Source organism: Natronomonas gomsonensis (assembly GCF_024300825.1).
Taxonomy (GTDB): domain Archaea; phylum Halobacteriota; class Halobacteria; order Halobacteriales; family Haloarculaceae; genus Natronomonas; species Natronomonas gomsonensis.
In genome coordinates this window covers 458,488-482,902 of sequence record NZ_CP101323.1, presented here as the reverse complement: position 1 = coordinate 482,902, position 24,415 = coordinate 458,488, and the positions used below count along the sequence as shown (strand labels likewise).

Genomic DNA, 24,415 nt, shown 5'->3' with positions numbered 1-24,415 from the left:
TGCGTTTGATGAGCGTACGCAATGGTCGACAAAGACGACCTCCGTCAGCAGTTCATCGACGCGTTCGAAGGTGCCGACTACCCCGTCAACAGCCCGATGGACCTCGTGCCAGCCCTGCCGCAGGGCCCCGGCACGACGTTCGAATCCGGCGACTTCTCCATGACCGCCATGGAGCTCAACACGAAAGGCGGTGGCAGCCAGGACTTCCCGTACGAGGACGTTGAGGACCTCGTCGACGACATCATGGAAGGCCTCGAAGAAGAAGGTCACCTGTAAACGCCGACAACACCCTTTTTATTTGCGCACGTCCGAGTCGGTAGCGACTGCTAATGCGACAGAACACGTTCGTCCGACTCTCGCTTCTCGCCTTCGGGTTGGTCATCGCGAGTTTCATTCTCATGGGGACATCGCGACTCGTCCTCGCCGACGACACCGCACGGCTGTTGTCGGCGCCGACCATGCTCGCCGGCGGCGCCCTTATCGTCTTTCTGACGCTTCGGTCGGTGCTTGCGGTGTCGGGAATCCGCCCGCTCGAAGAGTGAAATGGCGGTTTGAGTTACCGGAAGGGGTATTTCCGCATCTCGAGTACGACCCGCCAATGAGTCTGTTGCCGAGTCGATTGGAGGTGTCACCGTCGCCCGACGAACCGAAGGTGCTCGACATCGACGGCGAAGGCGCCGACGCGGCGTTCGACGCGCTGGGGTCGGAGACCGCCCGGGAGGTGCTGGCCACGATTTACGACGAGCCACGAACGCCGACTGAAGTCCGCGAAAGCGTCGGCACGTCGCTGCAAAACGTCCACTACCACCTCGACCGACTTGAGGAGGCCGGCCTCATCGAACCGGCGGGGATGGGCTACTCCGAGAAAGGCAACGAGATGACCGTCTACGGGCCGGCGAGCGAAGCCGTCGTCCTCTTTGCGGGCCGTGACAACGACAGTTCGCGGCTCAGAGACACCCTCCAGCGACTGTTCGGACTGTTCTTCGTCGTCAGTCTCTCGACGCTGGTGTTCGCGGCGGTGTCGGAATGGCTTCGCCCCGAACCGGTCCCACAGCCACGTAGCGACGACGTGGGTATGATGGCCGAATCACAGTCGGCGGCCGACACAGCCGCGTCCAGCGTCACCGCCGTCGACCCGCTTTTGGCCTTCTTCCTCGGTGGCTGTGTCGTCGTCGCCGCCATCGGCTTGGTGTGGGGACTCCGCGAGTACCGGGCCCGAAAGACCGCGTCGGCCTGACCGTCAGGCCTCGGCCTCGGTGACTGACACCGTTTCGATGAGTCGGGCGATTTCCTCGGGGAGGCTCTGTCGGCCCTCGGGTGTCCGCACCGTGACGAGTCCGAACGGTGCGATTTCGACGATTTCGAGTTCGACGCCGGGTTCGATACCGGCATCGGAGAGATAGCGCAACTCCTCGTCGCCCTGATGGCGGATACGCCGGACGACGACGTGGTCGCCCTCCGTCGACGAGGAGAGACGCCGCGTCTGCTCGTCGACTTCGGGCAACCGGAGGTCGGCGTCGGGTATCGGGTCGCCGTGGGGGTCGACGCCGGGATTGTCCAGCGCCTCGGCGATTCGTTCGGTCAACTCGTCGGAGACGTGGTGTTCGAGGCGGTCGGCCTCCTCGTGGACGTCGGCCCAGTCGTAGTCGAGGTGTTCCGTCAGGAAGGACTCCAGAAGCCGGTGGTGACGGAGGATTTCGAGGGCAACGACCTCGCCCTCCTCGGTGAGCGTGACGCCGCGGTACTCCTCGCGGTCGACGAGCCCGCGCTCCTCCAGTTTCTTCACCATACTGGAGACGGTCGGCGACGTGACGTCGAGGTAGTCGGCGAGTTCCGACGTGCTGACGCGCTCGTCAGTGTCGTTGCCGATGGTGTATATCGCCTTGATGTAATCCTCCATGACGGCGCTCAGCATCGTCCGAGTCTTGGCGACCGGGAGGGATAGTGTTTTTCGTCCGAATGGACGACGTTACAGCGTCTCTTCGGGGTCGTACTTCTCGGCAGTTCGACTCGCCGCGTCGGCGAAGTACTCGCGGTCCTCCGGGGGCGTCTCCCCGAGGTTCGCGGGGTCGGCGTCGATGGCGGCGGTCGTCTCGCGTTTCGCGCCGGTGAAACTCGTCAACGCGCGCTCTTTCCGCAGGTATCGCTCGCCCTCGGGGGTCGCATACGTGAGGATGACGAGATTCAGTTCGTCGTCCCCGTACGTTCGCTCGACGAGCCAGACCCGGACGGTTTCCGTCGCTGTTTCGGCCATACTTGAACTAGGAACCGCGGACGAATGAGGCCGTCGTTGGCGTACACCAACTGTGACGATGGAAACCGCTTTCCGGCCCGACCGCCGAACGGAAGGTATGAACGTCAGGAAGGTCGCCGACCTCTCGCCGGCGGAGCGTGCGGCGCTGTTCGAGCGGGACGCCGGCGTCGCCGACGCCCGCGAGGCGGCCCGGGATATCGTCGACCGGGTTCGGACGGAGGGCGACGTTGCGCTGCGGTCGTACGCAAGCGAGTTCGACGGCGTCGAAATCGGGAACATCGACATTACCGACGAGGCCGAACGCGCCTACGAGGAAGTCGACGACGCGGTCCGTGAAGCAATCGAAGCGGCCGCCGAGAACATCCGCGCCTTCCACGAGCGACAGGTCCCCGACGACTGGCGGGAGGACTTCGAGGGCCGTGAGTTGGGCCGACGCTACCGACCCATAGAGCGCGTCGGTGTGTACGCGCCGGGGGGCACGGCGGCGTACCCCTCCAGTGTCCTGATGGGCGTCATTCCGGCGACGGTCGCAGGGGTCGACCACGTCGCGGTCGCGACGCCGCCGGCCGAGGAGTTGAACCCCGCGACGCTTGCGGCGATACACGTCGCCGACGCCGATGCGGTGTATCAGGCCGGTGGCGCACAGGCCATCGCGGCGCTTGCCTACGGCACCGAGACGGTGTCAGCCGTCGAGAAAATCGTCGGGCCGGGCAACAGGTGGGTGACTGCAGCGAAAGCCGAGGTGCGCGGCGACGTAGAAATCGACTTCCTCGCCGGTCCCTCCGAGGTGTTGGTCGTCGCCGACGACACCGCCGACCCCGAACTCGTCGCCGCGGACATGGTCGCACAGGCCGAACACGACGAGAACGCCTCGGTGGTCTGTGTGACCGACGACGAGGCGACCGCCGAGGCAGTCGCCGAGGCCTGCACGGAACAGGCCGCAGACCGGGAGCGCCGGGAGGTCATCGAGGCGGCGCTGGACAACGACGCCTCGGGCGTTCTCTTGGCCCGGTCGATGCCCGAGGCCGTGCTATTCGCCGAGGAGTACGCCGCAGAACACCTCTCGATTCAGACCACCGACGACGAGGCGATATTGGACCGCATCGACTCCGCCGGCAGCGTCTTTCTGGGCGCCGCCTCGCCGGTCGCCGCCGGCGACTACGCCTCCGGCCCGAACCACGTCCTCCCGACCGGCGGGCTGGCGAAAGTCGCCGGTGGCCTCTCCGTGGACCACTTCCTCCGCTCGACGACAGTCCAGAAACTCGACGACGGCGCGCTCGCGGACATCCGCGAGACGGTGACGACGCTCGCCCGCGCGGAGGGGCTGGAGGCCCACGCTGAGAGCGTCGACCGACGCTTCGACGGTACCGAGAATTAAGAGGGACCGCGCCGTCGACAGTTGTATGTCACAGTACGACACAATCGAGGTGACTCGCGACGGGTCGGTCGGTCGCGTCGCCTTCGACCGCCCGGACGCACACAACTCCCTGAACGAGACGATGGGCGAGGAACTCGCGGCGGCGGCCCACGACCTCGTCAGCGACGATTCGGTGCGGTGTATCACACTCACCGGCAACGGCCCCGTCTTCAACACCGGTGCAGACCTCACGATGCTGTCGGGCGACGAGACCGACGAACCCACCCTGCGACGACTGACGAACCTGCTTCACGAGTTCGTCGCCCAACTGATTCGGGCGCCGAAGCCGGTCGTCACCGGAATCAACGGCGTCACCGCCGGCGGCGGCCTCGGCCCGGCCATCTGTGGTGACATCGTGCTCATCGCCGAATCCGCGCGACTGGAGTTCGCCTACCCCCGAATCGCGCTTTCGGGTGACGGCGGGTCGACGTACCTGTTGCCGCGACTCGTCGGGATGCGAACCGCACAGGAAATCGCGTTCCGGGACGAGCCAATCGGCGCCGAGGAGGCCGTCGACATCGGTCTCGCGACGGAAGTCGTCGGCGACGACGAGTTCGAAGCGCGCCTCACCGAGGAGGCCGAACGGCTCGCCGCCGGGCCGACGAAGAGCTACGCGGCGACGAAGGGACTGCTCCGGAAGAGCTTCGACAACTCGCTGAACGAACAGCTCGCCGAGGAGGGCGACACCATCGCCGGACTGACCGACAGCGAGGACTTCTCGCGTGGCCACGCCGCCTTCAACAGCGACGAGGAACCGGATTTCACCGGGGAGTAAGGCGTCTCAGTCATCGACGACGACGACCGCCCGACGCTCGGCATCGTAGGTTTCGACCAGCCCCCAGGCCACGAGCGCGGTCGCGAGGAAGCCGACGAGACTCGCCGCGACGAACGCCAACTCGTAGCTGTACAGCGTCGCGACGCCACCGACGAGTGCGGGACCGAAGACGCCGCCGAGTCCCTTCGCTGTCTCCCGTATCCCCATCAGCTCCGATTCGCGGGTCGCCGGCGCCACGTCGCTGATGAACGCCAGTCCGCCGATGGTCATCGCCGAAAACGACGCGCCCAAGACGACGAAGGTGGCGACGCCGAAGGCGAGGCGGAGAACACCGGCCGGGACGGCCGTCAGCCCGGCGGCCATCAGCGCGAAGACCGAACTGCCGCCCATCCCGACGACGACCAGCGGTTTCCGGCCGACATTGTCGGCGACGACGCCGAGGGCATACATGAACAGCACTTGCGAGCCGTGATTGAACGCGAGTAACACGCCCATCAGGACCTGCGTGACGCCGACGACGGTGATGAGATACGGCGCGACGATTGCCATGATTCCGAGGACGGCGAGGTTTCGGAGCGCCACCGCCGCGTAGAGCCACAACAGCCCGTTCGTCGTGAGGTGGCCCCGTTCGTCCGGTGCGGGGAACAGTCGGCGGCGCGTCTCGGCGACGACTTCTTTCGCGGTCGGTTGCCGCTCCGGCGTCGGTGTCGGGTCCGAAACGGCGAGTACCGCGACCGTCGAGAGGAACGTCACCGCGGCGATGGCCCAGTAGATGTCGACGGGCGTGACGTACTCCAACAGGGCACCGGAGACGACGTAGCCGAGCGCGAACCCGCCGGAGCGGGCGCTGTTGAAGATGCCGATAGAGCGGCCCCGCCCCGTCGTGCCGCCGTGGTGGCTAGCGATGGCGAGTGCAACCGGCGCGAAGCCGGCGAGGAAGGCGGCGTAGACGCCTCGTGAGCCGACCGCGACCGCGACGGTGTCGGCGACGACCAACGGGAGAACGGCGAGGACGCCACCGATACCGGTGACGAGGAGAACGAGTCGGCGCTTTCCGGTGATGTCGGCGAGGGCACCCCAGAACGGCGAAAACAGCATCAGCCCGGCGTAGTAGGCCGTGCCGACGACGCCGGCGGCGAAGGCGGAGGCGCGTGCCTCGACGACCACCGCCAGGGCCGTTCCCATGAGGATGGCGCCCGCAAACCGCGCGAAGGTGGCGAGGCTCAGCGCCGCCCACTGCCGACGACTCGTCATGTCGGGAGCGAGGATTGGGTAGTTGGTAAGCGACGCGATTCGCGCCGACCCGAAGCTTCGAGGGCACCGCCGTCGAAGCCGTCGTATGCGCTATCTGGTCGCAACCGATTCCGTACACACGACGGCGGCCGCCTGTGATTACCTCGACCCCCGACTCGAAGACGACGACTTCGTCAGCGTCGTCTCGGTGCCCGGAACCGACGGGCGCGACGCCGAAGACGCCCTCAACGTCGTGACCGCTCGGTTGGCCGGACGCGCGGAGGTCGCCACCGAGCAGTTCCTGACCGACGGCGACCCCGCTTCGGGCATCCTCTCGGCGGCGAACAACGCTGCCGTCGACGTCATCGTCATCGGACCCCACGCCGGTGACCCCGAATCCGGCCCGGAGTTGGGCAGCACCGCACGGCGAATCATCGAAGGTGCCGACGTTCCGGTCGTCGTCGTTCCGCTGTCCATCTGAGACGCCGGCGTTGATTAGGTGTGCCGACGAACAAGCCAGCATGGAGATACTCGTCCTCCGGGAAGGAGTCCACCGACTGTCGGCGGCGTCCTACGCCGAACGACTCCGGGAGCGACTCGACGACCACCGGGTTCGGTTCGCTGCAACGCCGGCCGAAGAGCGCCGACTGCTCGCGTCGGCCGACGTGGTGACCGGGCCGCGAATCGACGCCGAAGCAATCGACGATGCGTCGAACCTGCGGCTGTTCGCCTGCACCTACGCGGGCTACGGTCACCTCCCGATGGACGCCTTCGGCGACGCCGGCATCACGGTGACGAACGCCACCGGTGTCCACGCGCCGAACGCCGCCGAACACGTCCTCGGGGCGATACTCACCTTCTCGCGACGCCTCCACGAGGCCGCACGCAGCGACACGTGGCAGGCCCTCGACCCGGGTGAACTAGCCGGGGCGACCGTGACCATCGTCGGACTGGGCGCTATCGGCGCCGCGGTCGCCGAGCGCCTCGATTCCTTCGGCGTGACAACCCTCGGCGTCCGGCAAACGCCCGAAAACGGTGGTCCGACCGACGAGGTGTTCGGCCCCGACAACCTCCACGAGGCGCTGGCCCGAACCGATTACCTCGTGTTGTGCTGTCCGCTTACGGAGTCGACACGGGGGCTAATCGGGTCAGCCGAGTTGACCACGCTGTCGCCGGAGTCGGTGCTGGTCAACGTCGCCCGCGGGGCGGTCATAGACACCGACGCCCTCGTCCGTTCGGTCCGTCGCGGCCGTATCGGCGGCGCCGCACTCGACGTCACCGACCCTGAGCCGCTCCCCGACGACCATCCCCTGTGGAACTTCGACGACGTGTTGATAACGCCACACACCGCCGGGGCGACGCCGAAGTACTACGACCGACTGGCCGACATCGTCGCGGACAACGTGCGGCGCTTGGCCGACGACCGGCCGCTCCGCAATCAGGTCGGCACAGCCGAAAACCATTAGCGACGGGTCGTCTAACGTCTCCGACGATGACACGGTACCTCGTTGCGACGGCGTCCGCACCGACGACGGAGGCTGCCTGCGAGTACCTCACGGAGAAGTTGGAATCCAACGACGAAGTATACGTTCTCACCGTCGACGTGCCCGAGGAGGCCGACGACCGCGAGGCCGCACTCGACGTGGCACAGGTGGAGTTGACCGAACTGGCCGAGGTTCGGACGTTCCGACAGAAGGGCATCCCGGGACAAGAAATCGTCAACTTCGTCCGCGACAACGACATCGACGAAATCATCGTCGGGCCGGCGAGAAGCGGCGGCATCTCGACTATCGGGTCGACGACACGGACGGTCCTCAACAAAGTCGACAAACCTGTGTTCGTGCTCCCGGCACGAACATCCTAATCTTCCAGCGGTTCGATGAGTTCGATGGCGTGGCCGTCAGGGTCGCGGACGAACGCCGTCCGGGCGCCAGCGGCGGGCTGGTCGCCCGGCTCTTTGATGACGCCGTTGTCGTCAATCTCCTCGAAGGCCGCATCCACGTCGTCGACTTTCACCGCGAGATGGTCCCAGATCTCGCCCTCTTCGCTGGGAGTTTGTCCCTCGGTATCGGAGAGCTGGAGTTCGACGCCGTTGTCGTCGGCGACGTAGCGGTTGACGGTCTCGCCGTCGGGCGTCTCGAAGCCCCACGATTCCTCGAAGTCGAGGTTCTCGGTGTACCACTCGATGGACTGCTCGACATCCGAAACGTTCAGACAGGTGTGCAGGATGACCATACGATAGCGGCGCGCCGGGGAGCCATAACATCGACGATGTCGACCGCTTAGAGGACGGCCGCGACGCCGAGCATCGACAGCCCGACGACGGCGGAGACGACGAGGAGGCCGAGTAAGTCGGCCCGCGAGGGCGGGTCGGGGAGGTCGGCCGTCTTCGCGTCGCGGCGATGCTTTTCGACGGCGACGGCGAAGCCGACGCTACCGAGCAGAACGCCTCCGCCGACGGCCCCGAGTGCCGAGAGTCCGACCTCGCGGAGCGACCCTTCGACGAGGACGGGGCCGACGCGGCCGGCGAGCGGGACCGTCCCCGCGGTCCAACTGGCGAGGACGCTCCCGTTGAGGTAGCCGGCGACGAACGAAAGCAAGAGCCCGCCGAGGACGCCGACGGCGGCGTACACTGTAAAAACCGTCGCGGAGAACTCGCTTCCGAAGACGGTTCGGGCCGCCTCCAGCCCCGCGACGAGCAGCGCCAACCCGACCGCGATGCCACAGAAGTAGCCGGTAAGTCGTGGCGTCCGACCGAGGAGGTGTTCGCGCATACCGGCCCGTGGACGCGCCGCTATACGTCGGTTTCGGTTGGGCGAACAGGCGGCACACTCCAGTCCGTAGCCCGCGTGCCACGCTCCCGCCACGGCGGACCACGGCCGTTCGTCAGCGCATACGGCCCGTGGTACCGTCTTTGTATATAAACTCGAGGGAGTCTATAGGTAGCCCTCTTCGAGCAGCAGTTCGCCGTTGAGGACCGACGCACCGGCCGCACCGCGGATGGTGTTGTGGGCGAGACAGTTGTACTGAACACCGCGTGGCGTCGACTCGATGCCGCCGGCGGCGACGGACATGCCGTCGCCGAGCATGCGGTCCATTCGGGGCTGGGGTCGTTCGGGGTCTTCGAACACCTCGATGAGCTGTTCGGGCGAGGAGTGGAGGTCGGCGCTCGGGTAGTCGGTCATCGCCTCGGCGATTTCCTCGACGGTCGGGGCCTCGGAGAGGTCGGCCCAGACGTTCTCGAGGTGGCCGTCGAGCGTCGGGATGCGGTTGCAGGACGCCGACACCTCGGCGTCGTGCATCCGGAGTTCGGCGCCGTCGAAGTCCCCGAGCAGTTTGCGGGATTCGGTCTCCATCTTCTCGGCCTCGCCGCCGATGTGCGGCAGGGCATTGTCAATGATTTCCATCGAGGTGACGCCGGAGTAGCCGGCGCCGGAGACGGCCTGCAGCGTGGCGACGTGGACGCGCTCGACGCCGAACTCGTCGAGGGCGGCGAGCGTCGGCACGAACGTAATCGTCGAGCAGTTGGGGTTCTTGACGAGGGCGCCGTCCCAGCCGCGCTCGTCGCGCTGGACTTCGATGAGGCTGAGATGGTCGGCGTTGACCTCGGGGATGGTCAGCGGGATGTCCTCGTCCATTCGGCCGTTCGAGGAGTTCGAGGAGACGACGTAGCCCTCCTCGACGAAGGCGGGTTCGACCGCCGCGCCGACGCTGGAGGGTAGCGAGGAGAACAGCAGATCGACGTCGTTGGGAACCGCGTCGGGCTCTGTTTCGACGACGGTGATGTCGGCGACGGATTCGGGAATCGGCGTTCCGACGCGCCACTTGGCGGCGTCGCGGTAGGTTCGACCGGCCGAATCCTCCGAGGCGGTGAGTGCGGCGATTTCGAACTCCGGGTGTGGTGCAAGCAGTTGGATGAGTCGCTGTCCGACGGCGCCGGTCGCGCCGAGGACACCTACACGGGTAGACATTGGTGGACGTATGACGACCCCACCAAAAACGGTTGTGAAAGACGCAGGAACTGTCCGGCGATTCCTGCCGGTACCGCCGCTGTCCGTTCGAAAGTGAGAGAAACGAAAGCCCGTTCTACGCCGGCGTCGCGCGCTGCTTGCGGGTGACGTACCCGGCGACTCGGTTCCGGACGCCCTTCGATTCGATGTTGGTCAGCTCCTCTACCAGTTCCTTGTTGTGCTCGAAGTCGGCACCGAAGGCTTTCGGGTATCGTTCCATGAGCAGCGTTGCGGTCTTCTTGACGTAGGCGGGCTTGATGGCCATTGGTAGAGTCCTCTACTGTACTGTGATTCAAAAAAGGTTCGAAAGGGCCGCCAGACCGTGCGGGGCCGAACCACGTGTGTATCGGCGTCACACAGAGATGTCGGTGTGTGCTCGCAGGCGGTCGAACGCCGCCCGCTCTCGCTCGCCACCGCATCGCTCGACGACATCGGCGAAGTACGCCAACCGCTCCCGAAGCGTCTCGTCGTCGTAACTCGGCACGTCCAACCGTGAGGCGGCGACCGTCGCCTCGACGACGGCGTAGTAGCCGCGGTTCGTCGTGGGAACGACGCGCCGCTCGATTTCCGATTCGACGGGGGAAAGCGCCCACTCGACCCATTGGGTGTCGCCCTCGACTCCTTCCTCGACGGCGTCGACCTCGACCCGAACCCACGCGTCGGCGCTGTCGAGAACCGGGTCGTCTTCCTCGCGAATCGAACACGCCGCGTCGACGAAATCGACCGGGTCGCGGGTGAACTGCACGTACCCGCCTTCGCGTTCGGTGAAGTTCCGCCACGTCCGCGTTCGGCCCCACGTCCGGGCGGTGACACCGTTTCTATCGGTCGGTTCGAACAGCCCGAGCGCGGCGACGTTCCAGCGGCCGTTCGGCCCGAGCGTCGTCACGACCGATTCGGTGACGCCGCGTAACTCGACCGGCCACTCGGCGGCGTCTCCGTTTTCGCCCATCGCTCACACCTCCATGCCTCGCTCCAGCGCGACGAACAGCGCGGCAGCGGTGAGGTCGGCCGTCGTACCGGGGTTGATGTCGCGGTCCCGGAACTCCTCGGCCAGTTCTTCGCCGTCTTCGCTGCCATCGAGGACGGCCTTCGCCCGCTCGGTCGCCTCTTCGGCGGCGGCTTCGCCGTTTCGTGTGACGACGAAGGTGTCAGGTTCCTCGGCGAGCAGTCGGATGAAGGCCCGCGAGGCGCGTCGGTAGATGGGGCCATCGTCGTCCAGCAGCCACTGCGCGGCCTCGAAACTGCGCTCGAATCCGTTCGTCCACTCCGCGGCGACGCCGTCGACGCCAGCCGAGAGTTCCATCACGTCGTACAGCGTCGTTTCGCGTTCCCGGAGTGTCTCCGTGGCGTCGCTCCCGCGGCGTACGTCGAGCGCGTCGGCATCCTCGGGGAGGTCGTCGACCGCCACGTCGACGTGGTCGAACGCCCGGTAGAAATCGCAGGCGTCGTCGATGGTGGTCGCTTCGACGATATCGGCAGTCCCCACCGGGGAGAGTCGGTCGGTCGCGGCCGCCCGAACGAGCGGCGTCAACATCAGGAGCGCACCGAACTGGGTGTTGCCGCCGGATTGTTCGGCCATCCCCGCGACGGCGCGCTCGAAGGACCGGCCAAGTGCCGCGCCGTCGGCGGCCATCCGGAGGCCGCGAAACGAGCCGACGGCGCCCGCGAGGAACTGCTCGAACCGCAGGTCGTCGTAGTCGCGGTGGCGGTCGACGTTGCCCGGTTTCGGCGTTCCCGAGACCTCCAACAACAACGCGAGTTGACCGTTCTCGGCCGCGTCACGCATCCGGCGACACCTCCGCTCCCGACCGTGTGTCGGGGAAGTACGCCTCGACTGCCTCCCGGACCCGTCGGAGGACTGCCGGGTCCGTCGAGGGGCGACCGACCGACACCGCATCCGCGCCGTATTCGAGGTACTCGAAAACCGTCTCGCGGTCCCGAACGCCGTTGTTCGCCACGACGAACGCCACCGGGGCCGCCTCGACGACATCGCCGACGACCGACTCGCTATCCATCGCATCGACGTGGATTACGTCCGCGCCCGCGTCAACGAGTCGCGCCGAAAGGGCCGGCAGTTCGACACCCGAAACCTCAGTTCTGACCTTCACGCTCACGGTCGCGCCGGCGTCGGCTGCCACGCTGACCTGCTCGCAGAGTTGGCTCCCGTTTCGGAGCAGCGATTCGCCCGCGCCGGCGGCACACATCTCCGTCTGCCGGCAGTGGGCGTTGATTTCGAGGAGCGCGTCGTGGTCGGCACAGACTGCCGCCGCCTCGGCGATGGGGTCCAGCGTCGCGCTGCGGACGTTGAATCCCGGCAGCACGCCGACAGCATCGAGCGCGGTGAGTTGGTCGTCGACGAACGCAATCGGGTCCGCCGGCAGGAACTCCTCGCGGTCGCGGTCGCGGAGGTCTCGGGCGGCGCTGCGCGTCGCCTCATCGAGGGCGACGCCGCCGAGGAAGACACAGCCGACGTGGGGCGCAGCCTGCTTCGCCCACGCGGCGTCGGATTGGCCGGACAGCGACGCGGCGGCGAGACGGGGCCTGAACATCAGACAATCCCTCCGACGCGTTCGATGGCCTCACGGACGGCGCGGCACACGCGTTCGCCGTCGGCAGGGTCGTCGAGCGTCGTGTCGGTCCGGACGACCGGGCGGTCGAGGCCGGTTCCGTCGTCGGCGTCGAGAACGAAGGCGTCGACGAAGGGGTAGGCCTCGGCGACGCCGGCGGTGGAGGGGTCCGAGCCGGTCGCCGCCATCAGTTTGCCGGCGGGCCCGGAGAACACCTCGTCTTCGACGAACGGGGAGACGGCGACGACCGGTGTCGATTCGAGCGCCTCGCGAATCCCATCGATTGCGAGCATCGGGCCGATGCTCGTCACCGGGTTCGAGGGACCGACGACGACCGGGGCGTCGAGTGCATCACGGACTGCCGACGTGGCGCTCGCCGTCTCGGCGCCGCGGAACTCGACGGACTCGACTGCGGGTTCGGCGCGTCGGTGAACCCAGAACTCCTGGAAGTGCATCGGTCCTTCGTCGGTGTGGACGATGGTGGCGACGGGGTCGTCGCTCATCGGGAAAACGGGGCGTTCGACGTCGAGGGCCTCGGCAAGCGTCCGCGTCGCCTCGGTCAGCGTCCGGCCTTCGTCGAGCAGTCCCGTCCGAGTGATGTGGAGTGCGCGGTCGCGGTCACCCAACTCCATGAACTCATCGACGCCGGAGAAGCGCCGCCAGCGTGCGATGTCCCGACCGGCCGTCTGTGCGGAATCAGGGAGGTATCGCGGCCCCGAATCGAGGCCGGCCGCGTCGGCGAGGGCCTGTAGCTCATCGTGGGTTTCCGTCGTGTCGTCTTCGATACCCCACCACGTCTCGCGGTCGAGACGGCCGCTCTCGGCGAACAGCGTCGTGTCCACGTCGGGACAGACCAGCAGGCCGCCCAACTCCACGTCGTCGCCGGTGTTGGCGACGACGGGCGTCTCGGCGGGGTCGAAGACGCCGTCACCGCCGTCAAGGAGTTTCGGCGTTCCCGTCCCGCCCGCGAGGAACGTAACCATACGTCGGCTTGCGTGCCGACGGGTTTGTATCTGACCGTTAGCCGACGGTCACGTCGGCGGCCCGCAGAATCTGTTTGTACCGGTTGCGAATGGTGACCTCGGAGATGTCGCTAACCTCGCTGACCTCGTTTTGTGTGACCTTCTGATTGCAGAGCAAGGCCGCGGCGTACACGGCGGCGGCAGCGAGGCCGACCGGCGACTTTCCCGAGACGATGCCGGCGGCCGCGGCACTGTCGAGTAGGTCCCGAGCGCGGCGTTCGACTGCCTCGTCGACGCCGAGTTCGCTGCCGAACCGCGGGATGTAACTCTTGGGGTCTGCGGGCTGGATTTCCAGTTTCAACTCGCGGACGACGTACCGGTAAGTGCGGGAGATTTCGCTGCGACCGACGCGTGAGACGCGCTCGATTTCGTCGAGACTGCGAGGCGTCTTGGCCTGTCGGGCGGCGGCGTACAGCGCCGAGGCGGCGACGCCTTCGATAGAGCGGCCGGGAAGCAAGTCCTCGTCAAGTGCCCGTCGGTAGATGACGCTGGCAGTTTCGCGGACGTTTTCGGGGAGGCCCAGCGCCGAGGCCATGCGGTCGATTTCACCGAGCGCCTGCTTGAGATTGCGTTCCTTCGAATCCCGCGTGCGGAACCGCTCGTTCCACGTCCGCAGGCGTTGCATCTTCTGGCGCTGACGACTCGACAGGGAGTTGCCGTAGGCGTCTTTGTCCTGCCAACCGATGTTCGTCGACAGCCCCTCGTCGTGCATCATCTTCGTCGTCGGCGCGCCGACGCGGGACTTCCGGTCGCGCTCGGCAGAGTCGAAGGCGCGCCACTCCGGCCCGCGGTCGATTTCGTCCTCCTCGACGACCAGCCCACACTCGCTACAAACAGTTTCGCCCGTATCGGCCGCCGATTCGAGCCGACCGTCACACTCCGGACAGGCCTCCGTGCGTTCCCGTGAATCGGCCGTGCGGCGTTCGGTCGGTGATTCGACTGCTTCGGTTCCCCGCTCGATGTCCGTTCGCGTGTTCGTGTTGCTCATTGTCGGAATCCAGCGCCGTTCACTCGAACGCCCGTTCTCCGGTGATTCCCGCACGCACTGGTGGTATCGGAACTACCCCGTACCGTTTCAAGAGGATTTTCCGAATTCTCACCCAATTTCGCCGTTCGACGGCCACCGACGGACCCGAACGCCGCACGACGGTTTTTAACTGATGCCGCCGAACGCGGGCGTAATGGCGACCATAAAGGACAGCGTCCACGACCACATCGCCGTCGAGGGGGTTGCCGAGGACCTCCTCGACACCCCAGCCGTCCAGCGCCTCCGGCGCATCAAACAACTCGGCACCGTCGAACTCGTCTACCCGAGCGCCAACCACACCCGCTTCGAACACTCACTCGGCGTCTATCACCTCGCCACGCGCGCGCTCGACCATCTCGGTATCGAAGGCAAACGGGCCGAGCGAGTTCGTGCCGCCGCCATCCTCCACGACATCGGCCACAGCCCCTTCAGCCACAACATCGAGGGACTCGTCGCCCGCCACACCGGGAAGTTCCACGACGAGGTCGAAGACCTCCTGACGGGCGGCGAAGTCGCTCGCACCCTTGCGCTTCACGACATAGACCCCACGAGGGTCGCCGCGCTCGTCGCCGGCGACGGCGAGTTCGGCCAGTTGGTCTCCGGAGAACTCGACGTCGACCGGATGGACTACCTCATCCGGGATGCCCACCACACCGGCGTTCCCTACGGCACCATCGACACGGGGCGACTGGTCCGGGAGTTGCGGTTCGTCGACGGCGAACTCGTACTCGCCGACGGCAACGTCCAGACCGCTGAATCGCTGCTGCTCGCCCGTGCGCTGATGAATCCCGTCGTGTACAACCACCACGTCGCGCGAATCTCGAAGGCGATGCTGCGGCGGGCCACCGAGGCGCTTCTGTCGTCGGGCGCCGCCGACGCCGAGACGGTCCGTCGGATGGACGACCGCGACCTCACCGTCGCCCTCCGGGACTGTTCGGAATCAGCCGAGTTCGCACGACGACTCGACGACCGGGACCTGTACAAACGGGCGGTGTGGGCTGAGTTGCGGGACGTTCCCGACGACATCGTCGACGCCGACCACGAGGAAATCGTGGCCCTCGAGCGGGACATCGCCGACCACGCGAACGTCGACCCCGACTGGGTCGTGCTCGACGTTCCCCCTCGACCGGGGATGCGCGAATCGACGAGTCGCGTCGTCGTCAGCGGCGAGGTGCGACAACTCGGAACGCAGTCGACGCTGGTGAGTGCGCTCCGCCGCGCCCAACACGAGCAGTGGCGTCTCGGCGTCTATGCGCCCGAGGAAGCGACCGACCGCGTCGGGCAGGCCACCGAGGAGGTCCTCGGACTCGACCTCGACGCCTTGGTCGTCGACGTACGGAAGAGCATCAACACGACCCTAGACGAGTTCTAACGGTGCCCAGACGTCGATTCCCGCCGGGAAAAGAAGTAATCGGATAACGGGCCTGTTTTTATCGGAGGCCGCCACAGAGGGAGACATGGAACTGTCGGGGACGATACTCGCCGGAGCCGACTACGAACCGGTCGAGGGCCGCGTCGTCGTCGAGGACGGCGAAATAACGGCCATCGAGGAGGTCGAGACGGCCTCGACGGACATCATCTGTCCGGCGTTCGTCAACGCGCACACGCACATCGGCGACTCCATCGCCAAAGAGGCCGGTCGCGGCCTCTCGTTGGACGACCTCGTCGCGCCGCCGGACGGCCTCAAGCACCGACTGCTTGAGGACGCAACACGGGAGGAGTTGGTTGAGGCGATGCGTCGCTCGCTGTCGTTCATGGAATCGAGCGGAACGACGGCGTTTCTCGAGTTCCGAGAGGGCGGCGTCGACGGCGTTCACGCGCTGCTCGATGCGACGGCACGCCTCGACATCGAACCGTTCGTCTTCGGCCGCGAGGAAATCGAGGTGTTGGAGGTAGCCGACGGCTACGGTGCCAGCGGCGCCCGCGATGCGGATTTCTCCGCGGAGCGCAACGCTACCCTGCACGCGGAGAAACCCTTCGGCATCCACGCCGGCGAGCGAGACCCCCACGACATCAATCCCGCTTTGGACCTCGACCCCGACTTCGTCGTCCACATGGTGTACGCCGGGGAGATGCACCTCGAACGGCTGGAAGATAGCGAGACGCCGGTCGTCGTCTGTCCGCGGTCGAACCTCGTCACCGACGTGGGCGTGCCACCAGTCTCGGACCTCCTGGAACGTACGTCGGTCGCACTCGGCACCGACAACGTGATGCTCAACAGTCCGTCGATGTTCCGAGAGATGGAGTTCACCGCGAAACTGTGTGACGTGACCGCGCCCGAAGTGCTGCGGATGGCGACGGCCGCCGGCGCCGACATCGCGGGGCTGAACTGCGGCGTCATCGAACCCGGCCGGGAGGCCCGACTGTTCGTTCTCGACGGTGACTCGGACAACCTCACCGGCGCCCGCGACCCGGTTCGGGCGGTGGTTCGTCGCGCCGGCGTCGACGACGTGAAGAACGTCGTCACGCCCCGAGACAGCGCGTAAGCGATTCAGAGTCGTCCGTGAACGGTCGAAAAGGGTTTGTGCGGGTGCCGCCATTGTTCGTGTGGTGTGGTGACAATGTACAATCGAATTCTCGTTCCGACTGACGGGTCGGGCGGCATGGACCGAGTAATCGACCACGCGTCGGAACTGTCGGAGGCCCACGATGCCGAGGTTCACTTCCTCTACGTCGTCGACACCGCCGGGTTCGCGAGCCTCCCGATGGAGACTTCCTGGGAGAGCGTCACCTCGATGCTCCGCGAAGAGGGGGAGGCCGCGCTTCGCAACGCCGAGAAACGTCTCCGGGAAGCCGAAACCGCCACCGCGATGGCCGAGGGACCACCGAGCAAAGAAATCGTCAAATACGCCCGTGATAACCGGTGCGACCTCGTCGTCATGGGTACCCACGGACGGGGCGGACTCAACCGACTCCTACTCGGCAGCGTCGCCGAACGGGTCGTCCGCGGCTCTGAGGTGCCGGTGTTGACCGTCCGTGTCGGTGATATCGAGGAACCCCTGCCCGAAGAGACCACCGACGAACGCCCATTCGCGGCCGACCCCGCCGTCTCGGAAGTCCTCAGGTAGCGTCGGATCACCTCGCCGGAACGGGGAGTTCAGACTGGCCGGAGGTGTTCACAGTCGCCCGCCGACACGCGTTTCTCACCCGCTTCGGTGTCGACGACGAGCGTTCCCGGGAACTCGACGTCGATGGCCTCCCCGACCACCTCTCCGGTGGCCGTCTCGACTCGGACCCGCTGGCCGAGCGTGATGGAGTGTTCACGCCATGCCGGCAGGATTGCCTCCGGGTCCCGCCGTAGTTCGTCGAACCGTTCCAGTATCGTCCGAGTCAACTCGGCGCGGTCCACGTCGCCGACCTCGTTTCGAATCGTCGTCGCCGTTTCGGGAACCTCGCTTACGTCGACGTTGGCGTTGATGCCGATGCCTGAGATGACCCACGAGACGCGGTCGGCCTCGCCCTCCATCTCGGTGAGAATGCCGACGATTTTCTTCTCGTCGGGGCCGACGAGGATGTCGTTGGGCCACTTGATACCGGCGTCGACGCCGACATCGCGGAGTGCTTCGGCCGTGGCGACGGCCGCCGCCAACGTGTACACCGGTACCTGCGCCGGCGTGAGGTCGGGACGGCAGACGATGCTGAGCCAGATACCGCCCGACGGCGCCGACCACGCTCGTTCGAGGCGGCCGCGGGCACCGGTCTGTTCGTCCGCGAGGACGGCGATGTCGGCCGCACCCTCGGCCGCCAACTCCCGGGCGCGGTCGTTCGTACTCCCGACGGCGTCGTGGTACTCAACGTCGAACGGTGCCTCGAGACCGAACTCGACGGCCGCACCGCCGAACTCCGGAACCGACGTGAGAACGTAGCCGTCCTCTCTGCTCTCGATTCCGAACCCCTCCTCGCGGAGCGCTTCGACGTGTTTCCACACTGCTGCCCGCGATATTTCGAGCCGTTCGGCCAGTTCCGGCCCGCCGACCGGACCGTCTCCGACGGCATCGAGGACCTGTCGTCTCGTTTCCTGCATACTCGACCCTCGATGGCCGGCGATAAAAGCCTCCCTCAGAACGGCACGTCGTCGGCGTCGAATCCCCGGGGGGTTCCGGCGTCACCGTCGCCGGTCTCGGTCTCGACCCGGGTTATCTCGGGTATCTCCTGGACGAGTCGCGTCTTCAGCGCCTGCGTCGTCATCGGCGAGACGCCACACCCCGAACACGCGCCGCCGAGACGGATAGTGACGCTACCGGCCTCCATGTCGAGTTGCTGAATCGCTGCGCTGCCGCCGTGCATCTCTATCTGCGGGAAGTTCTTTCGAAGAAAGGCCATGATGCGCTCCCGAAGGTCGTTCTCGTCGGCTGTGACGGTGGTCATCGGACTCACTACGTAGACGACAGCAATAAAATGCGGGTCGGTTCCGAGTTACAGCCGTTCGATGATGGTCGCGATGCCCTGTCCGAAGCCGATACACATCGTCGAGAGACCGTACTGGCCGTCGCACTCCTCGAGTTGGTAGGGGAGTTTGCCGACGAGCGCGGACCCGGTCGCACCCAGCGGATGGCCGTGGGCGATGGCGCCGCCCCAGACGTTCGTCTTCTCCCAGTCGGCGCCGGTCTCTTCGAGCCACGCGGCGACGACGGCCGCGAAGGCCTCGTTGACTTCGAAGCGGTCGATGTCGTCGATGCTCATGTCGTTCTGCTCGAGAATCTCCTGAGTCGCCGGAATCGGGCCGGTGAGCATCGTGATGGGGTCGACGCCGACGACGTGGCTGTCGACGATGCGAGCCATCGGGTCCCAGCCGTGTTCCTCGGCGGCTTCCTCGCTGGCGATGAGCAACCCGCCCGCGCCATCGACGATGCCCGAAGAGTTGCCGGCGTGGTGGAAGCCGTTCTCGGCGCTGCGGAACGACGGCGGGAGGTTCGCGAGTTTCTCGGCGGTCGTACCGGGACGGGGGTGTTCGTCTTCCTTGACCGTAACCGAGTCGTCGTCCAGTTCCGTCTCGACGGGGACGACCTGGTCGTCGTAGTGGCCGGCCTTGGCGGCCTCGCCCCACCGCGATTGGGACTCGGCGGCGAGTTCGTCGAGATACTCCCGGGAGAAGCCGTAGTTCTCGGCGATGCGCTCGGCACCCTCACCCTGTGTGGTGAGTTCGTCGAAGTACTCGAAGTACGTGTCCGTGACGCTGTTGCCGTCCGACCCCATCGGCACGCGCGTCATGTGTTCGACGCCACCGGCGATGATGACGTCGTGGTGACCCGCAGCGATTTGGCCAGCGGCGAAGTTGATGGCCTGCTGGCCGGAGCCACACATCCGGTTCAGTTGGACGCCGGGAACGCCGTCGCCCCAACCGGCTACCATCGGCGCCAGTCGGGCGATGTTGAGCCCCTGCTCGTCGACCGGCGTCACACAGCCGTAGATGACGTCCTCGATGGTTTCGGGGTCGAAGTCGTTTCGCTCCCGAAGGGCGTGTAGTGGTTCCGCCGCGAGGTCCTGTGGGTGGGTGTCGCTGAACGAGCCGTCGCGCTTTCCGAACGGCGTTCGGACGGCGTCGACGATGACTGGTGTGCTCATGAGTCTCTCTAACAATGGTAAAGGTCTCCCTTGTGCGTTGTGGTGGCCATGACAGGCGTGTTCATGTTAGCCGCGACTTCGGCCAATATCCGCCGTTCGTTCAGGATCGACCCGAACACACGCGACATAGTTCGATATCCCCACATACGGTTTATTACTGAAAATACCGCAATCAGATGCGAGCCGCCAACCAGTAAACTACAACTGTCCGCCCCGAGTACGCCGATGTATGAGCCTCTCGCTGGAAGACGACTGTCCGGTCTGTGAGACGAGCCAGGAGTTCTACAAGGCTGCGAGCATGCGCATCCACCTCGGTACGAAAAAGAAGTGGCACTGCCCGGAGTGTGACTACGGCTTCGTCACAATCAACGGCATCGACACCTCCGCCTCGGCGTAGATTCGGCACGGAGTATTTGTCGGTTCGGTGTGTGCGTTGGATAGTATGAAACTCCGGTTGCGCCTCTCGCTTCTCGGCCGAATGGCCGTCTCGCTCGGTATCCTCCTGTCGATATCGCTCGTTCTCGCCGTTATACTCTCGATTTTCGGTGGGATGCTCGGATTCACGATTTTCGGGTGGGTGTACGAAGGCGTCGACGCACTCGCCGACCTGCCGCGGCTGTCGACGGCAATCCCCGTGCCGGCATGGGCCGTCGCGTCGGCTGCGATAGCCGCCATAGTCGGTGGTGTTCGTGGGTGGTCCTACGTTCGGAACTACACCGACACTGAGTATCTGATTCCGCCGACAACCCCCATCTCCTTGACCGTTACCGTCGGATTGCTCGGGTGTCTCTACCTGGCGCTTATCGAGGGGAGCGCAGCGCTACGGGCCGCCCTGTCGACGGCCGTCGGTCTCGTCGTCGTGTTCGGACTCGGCGTCGTTCTCGCGCTGTGGGTGACGGTCGCGGACGTTCGAGCCCGGGTTCGAGGACTCCGGGAAGCACTCGCCGAAGACAGCCGCCCTATCGAAGAGAGCCACTCCGATGTGGCCACGACCGTCAGTCGCCTCGCACAGCAGGCCGACGTTCCCAAGCCAGCAGTCCACGTCACCGAAACGGACCGTCCGGAATCCGTGACAGTGGGACACGCCGACGACGCAATCGTCTTGGTGTCGACGGGACTGCTGGAGACGCTTACTGGAGACGAACTTGAGGCAGTTTTAGCCCACGAAATCAGCCACTTGGCCAACGGGGACAGTCGGGTGATGGGCGCCGCACTCGGACCAGTACTCGCGGCCGACGAGTGGATGGAGGATGAACCCCACGACTTCGGGGACCGCATCTGGAACGGCGTTTTCCTTCTGTTGAAGCGGTACGGACAACTCGGGACGGCTATCCTCTCGCGCGGACGCGAGTGGAGTGCCGACGCCGGCGCTGCCGAGTTAACTGGCGACCCCGCGGCTCTCGCGAGCGCACTCCGTCGGCTCGACGACGCCAGAACGCGCCCGGAAACCGACCTCCGCGAGTGGGAGCACTCGGTCGCAGTCATGGACATCTTGCCGCCGGCAGCGTCTGATATCACGACGGGGCCGTTCCGAACACACCCCGCTACCGAAGCACGCATCAAATACCTCCGAAACCGGACCGAATCCCTCGAAACGGCGGATTGAGCGCAGATGACTGCCAACCCATAAACGACATACTGCGATAGCAAATCGGCTCATTCGCGCAGAGTCGCGACTGTGGACGGCGGTTTCGCGTGAGAAAAAACGGATGAGTTACGCTTCGTCCAGCGCCTGCCACGACAGTCGGGGGTCCCGCGCGGCCGACACCTGGTCGATTCGGCGGGCCGCGGTCCGTTCGGGGGCAGCCTCCAGCGTCTCGATGTCGTCGGCCCGGGCGGCGTTGAACGCTGCGGCGAGTTGGTCCAGCGTCCGTTTGTTCTCGATTTCGGTCGGTTCGGTCATCAGCGCCTCGCCGACGATTTCGGGCCACTTCGTCGTCGGCGGGTGGACGCCGTAGTCGAGCATCCGTTTCGCCACGTCGGCGGCGTCCTGCTCGCCGGCCGAGGCGACGAACTCGTGATGAAACGGCCCGAACGGCACCTCGTAGTCGACCATCTCGGCGAGGTAGTTGGCGTTGAGGACGGCCTTCGCGGAGGCGTCGGCCAGTCCCTCGTCGCCGAGGCGGGCGATGTAGGCGTAGGCTTTCACCGCGACCAGCCAGTTGCCCTGATAGCCGTGGACCTTCCCGATGGAGTTCTCGGGAGCGTACAGTTCGTACCCGTCATCTGATTCGCGGACGTGCGGGTCGGGGAGGAACTCGGCCAACTCTTCGACGACGCCGACCGGTCCCGCTCCGGGGCCGCCGCCGCCGTGTGGCGTCGCGAACGTCTTGTGGACGTTGTAGTGCATGATGTCGAAGCCCATGTCGCCCGGTCGGCCGTGGCCGAGCAGGGCGTTGAGGTTCGCACCGTCGTAGTACAACAGGCCACCGACATCGTGGACCATCTCGCTGATTTCGGTGATGTCCCGTTCGAAGAGGCCGAGCGTGTTCGGGTTGGTGAGCATCAACGCGGCGGTGTCCTCCGAAAGAGCGGCCGCAAGGGCGTCGAGGTCGACGCGGCCGTCCTCGCCGGAGGGGAGCGTCACCACGTCGTAGCCCGCCATCGCCGCCGACGCGAAGTTCGTCCCGTGAGCCGAATCGGGGATGAGGACCTCGCTGCGGTCGTCGTCTCGGGATTCGTGATACGCGTTCGCGATGAGAATGCCGGCGAACTCGCCGGCGGCGCCGGCGGGGGGCTGTAGCGTTACCGCGTCCATCCCACCGATTTTTCCGAGGTACTGCTGGAGTTCGTACTGGAGTTCGAGCGTTCCCTGCGTGCTCTGCTCGGAGCGGTCGGGGTGGACCGACGCGTCGGCGACTGCGGCCACGTCCTCGGTGAACTTCGGGTTGTACTTCATCGTACAGGAGCCAAGCGGGAACGGCCCGGACTCGACGCCGTAGTTCATCTCCGAGAGCCGCGTGTAGTGGCGGGCGAGTTCGGGCTCCGAGAGGTTCGGCAGTTCCAGAGAGTCCCGCGTGAGGTCGTCGGGCAGCGCCGAGTCGACGGCGACCGATTCGGTGTTCTTCTCGGAGAGCAGCGGTTCGTAGGTGTCCTCGTCGTCGGTCCACCGAGCCTGGTTGTAGCCGAGCGGCGACTCGCCGGTCATCGTGCGGCCTCCTCGAAGGCGGCGACGAAGCCGTCGATTTTTCTCCCGTTGGTTTCGGTCACGCAGACCTGCAGTTCGTGTTCGCCCACGACGTGAACGGCGTAGCCCGCGGATTCGAGGTCCGCGGCGACTGCAGAGGCCGGTTGGTCCGTTCGAACGACGAACTCCCGGAAATGGTGGCGGTCGTGGACCGGGGCTTTCACCCCCCGGATGTCGTTGAGCCGGTCGGCGAGGTCTCGGGCGAGGGTTACACAGTCCTCCGCGAGGTCGAGTAGGCCGTCGGGGCCGAGCCACGCGACGTGCATCGCCGTCCGGAGGGCGACCCACGCCTGATTCGTACAGATATTCGAGGTGGCCCGCTCCCTGCGGATGTGCTGTTCGCGGGTCTGGAGAGTGAGCGTGTAGGCGCGGTGGCCCGTCGTGTCCTCGCTGGCGCCGACGAGGCGGCCGGGGACCTGCCGAAGGAATTCCTCTCGGCAGGCGAAGATACCGAGTCCCATCCCGTAGGCCGAGGGGAGGCCGAGCGTCGCGGCGTCGCCGACGACCACGTCCGCGCCGACGCTGGCCGGTTCCTGCAGTAAGGCGAGTGCGACCGGGTCCGAGCCGAGAACGAACAGCGCGTCGTTGTCGTCGGCCAGTTCGCCGACCGCACCGAGGCCTTCCTCGATAGTGCCGCGAACGGTCGGGTTCTCGGCGTAGACGAGAAGCGTCTCCTCGTCGACGGACTCGGCCAGCACCTCGCGGTCGACGTTGCCGTCGTCCATCGGATAGGTGTCGATGGTGATGTCGTGACCCGCGATGTAGTTCTCCAGCGTACCGCGGCGGCCCGCAGATAGCGTCTCGGGGACGACGATGCGGTCCCCGGAGGTTTCACGGACGCGGACCGCGAGCGTCGCGGCCTCGCCGAGTGCCGTCGCCGCGTCGTACATCGAGCAGTTGGCGACCGACAGACCGGTCAACTCCACGAGCATCGACTGGTACTCGAACAGCGCTTGGAGGAACCCCTGTGCGACTTCGGGTTGATACTGGGTGTAACTCGTCAGGAACTCCGAGCGCGCCGAGAGGTGGTCAACCATCGAGGGGACGTAGTGGTCGTAGTGGCCGCGACCGAGGAACTCGACGAGGTCGTCGTTTTTCGCGAGCGTGTCTTCGACGAGTTCGCGTGTCGCCCGCTCGCTGCGGGCGTCGATACCGAACTCGCCGTCGAACCGAACGTCGTCGGGAATGTCGAAGAGTGCCTCCTCGCGGTCGACGCCGACCGCCGAGAGCATCGCCTCGGTCTCGGCCGGCGTGTGGGGCGCGTAGGGGCTACCGTTGGCTGTCATGGGAAACTGAGCGTACACCGTCTTTCGGCGCATGGCTAATGATAGCCCCGGTTCGGCTGCAGTAAACTGCAT

The 24,415-nt window shown here is 66.1% G+C and carries 30 protein-coding genes; 13 read left to right on the top strand and 17 right to left on the bottom strand.

All coding sequences use genetic code 11. The features are described from left to right. Positions 1–21 precede the first annotated feature (21 nt). The 3 genes from NMP98_RS02725 to NMP98_RS02715 are packed head-to-tail and all read left to right on the top strand — an operon-like array spanning position 22 to position 1,237. Positions 22–276, top strand: a complete 255-nt coding sequence (locus NMP98_RS02725; protein WP_254860033.1) for an MTH865 family protein — start codon at positions 22–24, stop codon at positions 274–276. 53 nt (positions 277–329) lie between these two features. After that, a complete protein-coding gene (locus tag NMP98_RS02720) occupies positions 330–542 on the top strand; it encodes a hypothetical protein (protein WP_156710440.1) in 213 nt (70 codons plus the stop codon). A gap of 56 nt (positions 543–598) precedes the next feature. Further along, positions 599–1,237 carry an ArsR/SmtB family transcription factor gene (locus NMP98_RS02715; RefSeq protein ID WP_254860032.1) on the top strand — a complete coding sequence of 213 codons (639 nt, stop codon included), beginning with the start codon at positions 599–601 and terminating at the stop codon, positions 1,235–1,237. A gap of 3 nt (positions 1,238–1,240) precedes the next feature. Here the strand turns inward: NMP98_RS02715 and NMP98_RS02710 are convergent, their stop codons facing one another. Next, positions 1,241–1,915: a metal-dependent transcriptional regulator gene (locus NMP98_RS02710; RefSeq protein ID WP_254860031.1), complete on the bottom strand. Its 675-nt coding sequence runs from the start codon at positions 1,913–1,915 to the stop codon at positions 1,241–1,243. A gap of 54 nt (positions 1,916–1,969) precedes the next feature. Beyond that, positions 1,970–2,254, bottom strand: a complete 285-nt coding sequence (locus tag NMP98_RS02705) for a DUF7967 family protein (protein WP_254860030.1) — start codon at positions 2,252–2,254, stop codon at positions 1,970–1,972. Between the two features lie 97 nt (positions 2,255–2,351). Between NMP98_RS02705 and hisD the strand changes: the two genes are divergently transcribed. After that, on the top strand, positions 2,352–3,632 hold the full coding sequence (hisD, locus tag NMP98_RS02700) for a histidinol dehydrogenase (RefSeq protein ID WP_254860029.1): 1,281 nt from the start codon (positions 2,352–2,354) through the stop codon (positions 3,630–3,632). A 25-nt stretch (positions 3,633–3,657) separates the two neighbouring features. Continuing rightward, positions 3,658–4,446, top strand: a complete 789-nt coding sequence (locus NMP98_RS02695; protein WP_254860028.1) for an enoyl-CoA hydratase/isomerase family protein — start codon at positions 3,658–3,660, stop codon at positions 4,444–4,446. Between the two features lie 6 nt (positions 4,447–4,452). Here the strand turns inward: NMP98_RS02695 and NMP98_RS02690 are convergent, their stop codons facing one another. Beyond that, positions 4,453–5,700, bottom strand: a complete 1,248-nt coding sequence (locus tag NMP98_RS02690) for an MFS transporter (RefSeq protein ID WP_254860027.1) — start codon at positions 5,698–5,700, stop codon at positions 4,453–4,455. A gap of 85 nt (positions 5,701–5,785) precedes the next feature. On the opposite strand from NMP98_RS02690, the gene NMP98_RS02685 reads away from it, so the two are divergent. The 3 genes from NMP98_RS02685 to NMP98_RS02675 are packed head-to-tail and all read left to right on the top strand — an operon-like array spanning position 5,786 to position 7,543. After that, positions 5,786–6,160 carry a universal stress protein gene (locus NMP98_RS02685; RefSeq protein WP_254860026.1) on the top strand — a complete coding sequence of 125 codons (375 nt, stop codon included), beginning with the start codon at positions 5,786–5,788 and terminating at the stop codon, positions 6,158–6,160. Between the two features lie 40 nt (positions 6,161–6,200). Next, a complete protein-coding gene (locus NMP98_RS02680; RefSeq protein ID WP_254860025.1) occupies positions 6,201–7,145 on the top strand; it encodes a D-2-hydroxyacid dehydrogenase in 945 nt (314 codons plus the stop codon). A gap of 26 nt (positions 7,146–7,171) precedes the next feature. Further along, positions 7,172–7,543: a universal stress protein gene (locus tag NMP98_RS02675; RefSeq protein ID WP_254860024.1), complete on the top strand. Its 372-nt coding sequence runs from the start codon at positions 7,172–7,174 to the stop codon at positions 7,541–7,543. Here the strand turns inward: NMP98_RS02675 and NMP98_RS02670 are convergent. From NMP98_RS02670 to NMP98_RS02630, 9 genes are all read right to left on the bottom strand, one after another. After that, positions 7,540–7,914 (bottom strand): VOC family protein, encoded by a 375-nt coding sequence (locus NMP98_RS02670; RefSeq protein ID WP_254860023.1) that lies wholly within the window; start codon positions 7,912–7,914, stop codon positions 7,540–7,542. The genes NMP98_RS02675 and NMP98_RS02670 overlap by 4 nt on opposite strands. 47 nt (positions 7,915–7,961) lie before the next feature. Next, positions 7,962–8,453: a hypothetical protein gene (locus NMP98_RS02665; RefSeq protein WP_254860022.1), complete on the bottom strand. Its 492-nt coding sequence runs from the start codon at positions 8,451–8,453 to the stop codon at positions 7,962–7,964. Positions 8,454–8,615: 162 nt separating this feature from the next. Further along, the gene (gene asd / locus NMP98_RS02660; RefSeq protein ID WP_254860021.1) at positions 8,616–9,650 is read right to left on the bottom strand and encodes an aspartate-semialdehyde dehydrogenase; all 1,035 of its coding nucleotides are present in this window, start codon (positions 9,648–9,650) and stop codon (positions 8,616–8,618) included. 115 nt (positions 9,651–9,765) lie between these two features. Beyond that, positions 9,766–9,954: a 30S ribosomal protein S17e gene (locus NMP98_RS02655; protein ID WP_156710463.1), complete on the bottom strand. Its 189-nt coding sequence runs from the start codon at positions 9,952–9,954 to the stop codon at positions 9,766–9,768. An 87-nt stretch (positions 9,955–10,041) separates the two neighbouring features. After that, positions 10,042–10,638: a DUF447 domain-containing protein gene (locus tag NMP98_RS02650; protein WP_254860020.1), complete on the bottom strand. Its 597-nt coding sequence runs from the start codon at positions 10,636–10,638 to the stop codon at positions 10,042–10,044. Positions 10,639–10,641: 3 nt separating this feature from the next. After that, positions 10,642–11,475 (bottom strand): triphosphoribosyl-dephospho-CoA synthase, encoded by an 834-nt coding sequence (locus NMP98_RS02645; RefSeq protein WP_254860019.1) that lies wholly within the window; start codon positions 11,473–11,475, stop codon positions 10,642–10,644. Then, entirely contained in the window at positions 11,468–12,238 is a 771-nt protein-coding gene (locus NMP98_RS02640; protein WP_254860018.1) for a tRNA-dihydrouridine synthase, read from the bottom strand. The genes NMP98_RS02645 and NMP98_RS02640 overlap by 8 nt, the downstream gene beginning before the upstream one ends. After that, positions 12,238–13,239: a 2-phospho-L-lactate transferase gene (cofD, locus tag NMP98_RS02635; RefSeq protein WP_254860017.1), complete on the bottom strand. Its 1,002-nt coding sequence runs from the start codon at positions 13,237–13,239 to the stop codon at positions 12,238–12,240. Before cofD ends, NMP98_RS02640 begins: the two co-directional genes overlap by 1 nt. A gap of 37 nt (positions 13,240–13,276) precedes the next feature. Continuing rightward, a complete protein-coding gene (locus NMP98_RS02630; RefSeq protein WP_254860016.1) occupies positions 13,277–14,266 on the bottom strand; it encodes a transcription initiation factor IIB in 990 nt (329 codons plus the stop codon). 193 nt (positions 14,267–14,459) lie between these two features. Between NMP98_RS02630 and NMP98_RS02625 the strand changes: the two genes are divergently transcribed. The 3 genes from NMP98_RS02625 to NMP98_RS02615 all read left to right on the top strand — a co-directional run bounded on the left by NMP98_RS02625 (position 14,460) and on the right by NMP98_RS02615 (position 17,373). Continuing rightward, the gene (locus tag NMP98_RS02625) at positions 14,460–15,677 is read left to right on the top strand and encodes an HD domain-containing protein (protein ID WP_254860015.1); all 1,218 of its coding nucleotides are present in this window, start codon (positions 14,460–14,462) and stop codon (positions 15,675–15,677) included. A gap of 85 nt (positions 15,678–15,762) precedes the next feature. Continuing rightward, complete coding sequence (locus NMP98_RS02620) at positions 15,763–16,791, top strand: amidohydrolase family protein (protein WP_254860014.1); 1,029 nt, start codon at positions 15,763–15,765, stop codon at positions 16,789–16,791. 75 nt (positions 16,792–16,866) lie between these two features. Then, positions 16,867–17,373: a universal stress protein gene (locus NMP98_RS02615; RefSeq protein WP_254860013.1), complete on the top strand. Its 507-nt coding sequence runs from the start codon at positions 16,867–16,869 to the stop codon at positions 17,371–17,373. A gap of 29 nt (positions 17,374–17,402) precedes the next feature. Here the strand turns inward: NMP98_RS02615 and NMP98_RS02610 are convergent, their stop codons facing one another. From NMP98_RS02610 to NMP98_RS02600, 3 genes are read right to left on the bottom strand one after another with little or no spacing between them, the layout of a single operon-like run. Beyond that, on the bottom strand, positions 17,403–18,329 hold the full coding sequence (locus tag NMP98_RS02610; protein ID WP_254860012.1) for a biotin--[acetyl-CoA-carboxylase] ligase: 927 nt from the start codon (positions 18,327–18,329) through the stop codon (positions 17,403–17,405). 35 nt (positions 18,330–18,364) lie between these two features. Next, entirely contained in the window at positions 18,365–18,673 is a 309-nt protein-coding gene (locus tag NMP98_RS02605; protein WP_254860011.1) for a NifU family protein, read from the bottom strand. A gap of 48 nt (positions 18,674–18,721) precedes the next feature. Beyond that, complete coding sequence (locus tag NMP98_RS02600) at positions 18,722–19,870, bottom strand: thiolase family protein (protein ID WP_254860010.1); 1,149 nt, start codon at positions 19,868–19,870, stop codon at positions 18,722–18,724. A 229-nt stretch (positions 19,871–20,099) separates the two neighbouring features. Between NMP98_RS02600 and NMP98_RS02595 the strand changes: the two genes are divergently transcribed. Continuing rightward, complete coding sequence (locus NMP98_RS02595; RefSeq protein ID WP_254860009.1) at positions 20,100–20,267, top strand: DUF7838 family putative zinc beta-ribbon protein; 168 nt, start codon at positions 20,100–20,102, stop codon at positions 20,265–20,267. Positions 20,268–20,312: 45 nt separating this feature from the next. After that, the gene (locus NMP98_RS02590; protein WP_254860008.1) at positions 20,313–21,476 is read left to right on the top strand and encodes a M48 family metallopeptidase; all 1,164 of its coding nucleotides are present in this window, start codon (positions 20,313–20,315) and stop codon (positions 21,474–21,476) included. Between the two features lie 108 nt (positions 21,477–21,584). Here the strand turns inward: NMP98_RS02590 and gcvPB are convergent, their stop codons facing one another. Then, complete coding sequence (gcvPB, locus tag NMP98_RS02585) at positions 21,585–23,018, bottom strand: aminomethyl-transferring glycine dehydrogenase subunit GcvPB (protein ID WP_254860007.1); 1,434 nt, start codon at positions 23,016–23,018, stop codon at positions 21,585–21,587. Then, positions 23,015–24,343, bottom strand: a complete 1,329-nt coding sequence (gene gcvPA, locus NMP98_RS02580; RefSeq protein WP_254860006.1) for an aminomethyl-transferring glycine dehydrogenase subunit GcvPA — start codon at positions 24,341–24,343, stop codon at positions 23,015–23,017. The genes gcvPB and gcvPA overlap by 4 nt, the downstream gene beginning before the upstream one ends. Positions 24,344–24,415: the final 72 nt, after the last annotated feature.

What these genes read in the sequence shown, in the direction of transcription:
- NMP98_RS02620 (WP_254860014.1), top strand. Translation starts at nt 15,763, where the DNA reads ATGGAACTGTCGGGGACGATACTCGCCGGAGCCGACTACGAACCGGTC.
- gcvPB (WP_254860007.1), bottom strand. Translation starts at nt 23,018, where the DNA reads ATGACCGGCGAGTCGCCGCTCGGCTACAACCAGGCTCGGTGGACCGAC.
- NMP98_RS02600 (WP_254860010.1), bottom strand. Translation starts at nt 19,870, where the DNA reads ATGAGCACACCAGTCATCGTCGACGCCGTCCGAACGCCGTTCGGAAAG.
- NMP98_RS02625 (WP_254860015.1), top strand. Translation starts at nt 14,460, where the DNA reads ATGGCGACCATAAAGGACAGCGTCCACGACCACATCGCCGTCGAGGGG.
- NMP98_RS02690 (WP_254860027.1), bottom strand. Translation starts at nt 5,700, where the DNA reads ATGACGAGTCGTCGGCAGTGGGCGGCGCTGAGCCTCGCCACCTTCGCG.
- NMP98_RS02725 (WP_254860033.1), top strand. Translation starts at nt 22, where the DNA reads ATGGTCGACAAAGACGACCTCCGTCAGCAGTTCATCGACGCGTTCGAA.
- NMP98_RS02640 (WP_254860018.1), bottom strand. Translation starts at nt 12,238, where the DNA reads ATGTTCAGGCCCCGTCTCGCCGCCGCGTCGCTGTCCGGCCAATCCGAC.
- NMP98_RS02605 (WP_254860011.1), bottom strand. Translation starts at nt 18,673, where the DNA reads ATGACCACCGTCACAGCCGACGAGAACGACCTTCGGGAGCGCATCATG.
- NMP98_RS02680 (WP_254860025.1), top strand. Translation starts at nt 6,201, where the DNA reads ATGGAGATACTCGTCCTCCGGGAAGGAGTCCACCGACTGTCGGCGGCG.
- NMP98_RS02590 (WP_254860008.1), top strand. Translation starts at nt 20,313, where the DNA reads ATGAAACTCCGGTTGCGCCTCTCGCTTCTCGGCCGAATGGCCGTCTCG.
- NMP98_RS02685 (WP_254860026.1), top strand. Translation starts at nt 5,786, where the DNA reads ATGCGCTATCTGGTCGCAACCGATTCCGTACACACGACGGCGGCCGCC.
- NMP98_RS02670 (WP_254860023.1), bottom strand. Translation starts at nt 7,914, where the DNA reads ATGGTCATCCTGCACACCTGTCTGAACGTTTCGGATGTCGAGCAGTCC.
- NMP98_RS02615 (WP_254860013.1), top strand. Translation starts at nt 16,867, where the DNA reads ATGTACAATCGAATTCTCGTTCCGACTGACGGGTCGGGCGGCATGGAC.
- gcvPA (WP_254860006.1), bottom strand. Translation starts at nt 24,343, where the DNA reads ATGACAGCCAACGGTAGCCCCTACGCGCCCCACACGCCGGCCGAGACC.
- NMP98_RS02695 (WP_254860028.1), top strand. Translation starts at nt 3,658, where the DNA reads ATGTCACAGTACGACACAATCGAGGTGACTCGCGACGGGTCGGTCGGT.
- NMP98_RS02710 (WP_254860031.1), bottom strand. Translation starts at nt 1,915, where the DNA reads ATGCTGAGCGCCGTCATGGAGGATTACATCAAGGCGATATACACCATC.
- NMP98_RS02645 (WP_254860019.1), bottom strand. Translation starts at nt 11,475, where the DNA reads ATGCGTGACGCGGCCGAGAACGGTCAACTCGCGTTGTTGTTGGAGGTC.
- NMP98_RS02715 (WP_254860032.1), top strand. Translation starts at nt 599, where the DNA reads ATGAGTCTGTTGCCGAGTCGATTGGAGGTGTCACCGTCGCCCGACGAA.
- NMP98_RS02665 (WP_254860022.1), bottom strand. Translation starts at nt 8,453, where the DNA reads ATGCGCGAACACCTCCTCGGTCGGACGCCACGACTTACCGGCTACTTC.
- NMP98_RS02595 (WP_254860009.1), top strand. Translation starts at nt 20,100, where the DNA reads ATGAGCCTCTCGCTGGAAGACGACTGTCCGGTCTGTGAGACGAGCCAG.
- NMP98_RS02705 (WP_254860030.1), bottom strand. Translation starts at nt 2,254, where the DNA reads ATGGCCGAAACAGCGACGGAAACCGTCCGGGTCTGGCTCGTCGAGCGA.
- asd (WP_254860021.1), bottom strand. Translation starts at nt 9,650, where the DNA reads ATGTCTACCCGTGTAGGTGTCCTCGGCGCGACCGGCGCCGTCGGACAG.
- cofD (WP_254860017.1), bottom strand. Translation starts at nt 13,239, where the DNA reads ATGGTTACGTTCCTCGCGGGCGGGACGGGAACGCCGAAACTCCTTGAC.
- NMP98_RS02610 (WP_254860012.1), bottom strand. Translation starts at nt 18,329, where the DNA reads ATGCAGGAAACGAGACGACAGGTCCTCGATGCCGTCGGAGACGGTCCG.
- NMP98_RS02675 (WP_254860024.1), top strand. Translation starts at nt 7,172, where the DNA reads ATGACACGGTACCTCGTTGCGACGGCGTCCGCACCGACGACGGAGGCT.
- NMP98_RS02655 (WP_156710463.1), bottom strand. Translation starts at nt 9,954, where the DNA reads ATGGCCATCAAGCCCGCCTACGTCAAGAAGACCGCAACGCTGCTCATG.
- NMP98_RS02650 (WP_254860020.1), bottom strand. Translation starts at nt 10,638, where the DNA reads ATGGGCGAAAACGGAGACGCCGCCGAGTGGCCGGTCGAGTTACGCGGC.
- hisD (WP_254860029.1), top strand. Translation starts at nt 2,352, where the DNA reads ATGAACGTCAGGAAGGTCGCCGACCTCTCGCCGGCGGAGCGTGCGGCG.
- NMP98_RS02630 (WP_254860016.1), bottom strand. Translation starts at nt 14,266, where the DNA reads ATGAGCAACACGAACACGCGAACGGACATCGAGCGGGGAACCGAAGCA.
- NMP98_RS02720 (WP_156710440.1), top strand. Translation starts at nt 330, where the DNA reads ATGCGACAGAACACGTTCGTCCGACTCTCGCTTCTCGCCTTCGGGTTG.